General features: G+C 68.0%; 3 protein-coding genes. All 3 read left to right on the top strand.

What is annotated here, in order from left to right; genetic code table 11:
- Nucleotides 1-43 precede the first annotated feature (43 nt).
- A complete protein-coding gene (locus VIB55_RS24410) occupies nucleotides 44-1,117 on the top strand; it encodes a porin (protein WP_331879296.1) in 1,074 nt (357 codons plus the stop codon).
- 446 nt (nucleotides 1,118-1,563) lie between these two features.
- On the top strand, nucleotides 1,564-1,692 hold the full coding sequence (locus tag VIB55_RS24415) for a hypothetical protein (RefSeq protein WP_331879297.1): 129 nt from the start codon (nucleotides 1,564-1,566) through the stop codon (nucleotides 1,690-1,692).
- Nucleotides 1,693-1,952: 260 nt separating this feature from the next.
- A partial coding sequence (locus tag VIB55_RS25580) for a helix-turn-helix domain-containing protein (protein ID WP_349263077.1) occupies nucleotides 1,953-2,128 on the top strand: 176 nt, incomplete at its 3' end.

Here is a 2,128-nt window from a genome sequence, read left to right on the forward strand (position 1 = left end):
TGGCGCGTGTCACGCCTCCGCCACGATCCAGCGACCGCGCCCGATGCCTGCACTGCGAATCCGCGTTTCCGCCATTGCCCTCGCCCTCACCTTCGCTGCGGCGCCCGGCGCGGCCCAGGGGTTCACCATCGCGGGCCCCGACTCGTCGCGCCTGACGTTGGGGGGGCGCGTCCAGACACAGTTCACCACCACCACCGCCGACCAGGTGCCCGGGGCCGAGGTCGCGCTGCGGCGCGTGCGGCTGGAGGCCACCGTCCAGGCGAGCCCGCTGGTCAGCGGCAGGATCAGCACCGAGTTCGCGGGCAGCCGCGTCTCCTTTCGCGACGCCTACGTACGGCTCGCGCTCGATCCCGCGATCGTCATCCTGGCGGGGCAGACGTACCGGCCGTTCAGCGGGATCGCCATGTACAGCAGCGCCAGGAGCCTGCCCATCGAGCGCGGCGTTCGCATCCGCGGCGTTCCCAATGCGTTCGACCACTACAACCTGCTCGTGGACCGGGGCTACGCCGACCGCGACGTGGGCATTCAGTTGCGCGGCGAGCCGGCCTGGGCGCCGCTGGGGCTGTCGTACGCCGTCGGCTGGTTCAACGGGCCCGCGCGGACCGAGTTCCCGAAGGAGAACACGGGACAGGTGGTGGCCCGCGTGGGGGTGCAGCCCATCCCCAACGTGCGCGCGGCGGTTTCGTACGCCACGCGCGACTTCGGCACCGTGGGCGACGAGCTCGTGATGGAGCGGGGCGACGCGTGGGAGACCGACGTGGAGATCGGCACGGATCGCCGAGGCCCGCATCTGGTCGCCGAAGTCGCGGCGGGCGACTTCGATCCGTTCCGCGACGCGCGCTTCTTCGGCGCGCAGGGTTGGGCGGGGTATCGCACGGGCCGCGTGTCGCAATCCATCAGTGGGGTGGAACCCATGCTGCGCGTCAGCTACGCCGACACGGGCGTGGAGGTTCTGGGGGGCGAGGACGTCGAGCAAATGGGCGGGATTCTCGTTACGCCCGGGGTCAACCTGTGGCTCGGCGGGCTGAACCGCATCTCCATCAACTACGACGTGTGGACCCCCGAGCGCGCCGAAGCCGAGAAGAGCCTCAAGGTCCAGTTCCAGCTCGTCTTCTAGATCAGACACTACGATCTCACGCAGAGACGCAGAGCCGCAGAGAGAAGACGAAGAGAAAAGAAGGCGCATTCTTTTCTGTTTCTTTCCTGCGTCTCTGCGGCTCTGCGTGAGGCCGGTTTTTCAGGGTGGAACGACGTGTAGGCCGATCGCGACGGCATCGCGACCGGTGGAAGGTTCCGCCGTAATGCTGGTTGGGCAAGTTTCGGCGTCCGCTTCAGCGGGCTGATGCGAAGCTTGTCCACCAGCACCAAGGCGAGGGCTTTCCGTGAGAACATCTCACGGGTTGATCCGTCCGATCACCCCCGCGGGAGCAGCGTGCGCGCTGCTCTCGCGCTTCTTTTCGCGGCGCTGCTCGCGTCCGCCGCTCCCCTGGCCGCGCAGGCCGGCCGCATTGCTGGGCGCTGGCCGGCGTCAGCTACCTGGTCATCCGGCGCGGCGGGCGCATCGTGGCGAACGGCACCGCCGCCGAGCCCATCGTCTTCACCAGCATGCGCGAGCCGGTGAACCACGTGGGCGCGGTCGCGGGCACTGGCACACCGTGGTACGCCAGCTGGACGACGTTCGCGCGGAACTGAAAGGCCTCAGCCCTGCTGGGGCGACTGAAGTCGCGGCAACAAAGGCCCAAAGTCCGCCTTCGCGGACTGCATGCAGAGTCGAGCACGTGAGGCCAGCCGGAGCGCGATTCAGGTCTCCCCCTCCCCTGCGCAGCGGGGGATGGGGGCCGGGGGGAGGGGGCTCCCGGGTACAGGAGTGGTAGATTGTTTACAGTTTAGACCGGGAGGATCGTTGACAGTTTGCGATGGTAACGAGCATGGCCTCGACACGGAGATGAGCCATGCCGCAACCGACACGACCTGTGAACGATCGTCCGAAATTCGTAGCCGCCCAGCAGGATGGGTTGTTCTCGATGGCCGAGCTGTGCCGCCGGTACGGGATCAGCCGGCAAACCGGCTACAAGTGGGTGCGGCGGTACGAGGCGCAGGGTGTTGAGGGCCTGAGGGAAGGCAGCCA

It is taken from the genome of Longimicrobium sp., from assembly GCF_036554565.1.
Classification (GTDB): domain Bacteria; phylum Gemmatimonadota; class Gemmatimonadetes; order Longimicrobiales; family Longimicrobiaceae; genus Longimicrobium.

Coding starts and splice junctions, on each gene's coding strand:
- VIB55_RS24410 (WP_331879296.1), top strand. CDS start 44: ATGCCTGCACTGCGAATCCGCGTTTCCGCCATTGCCCTCGCCCTCACC.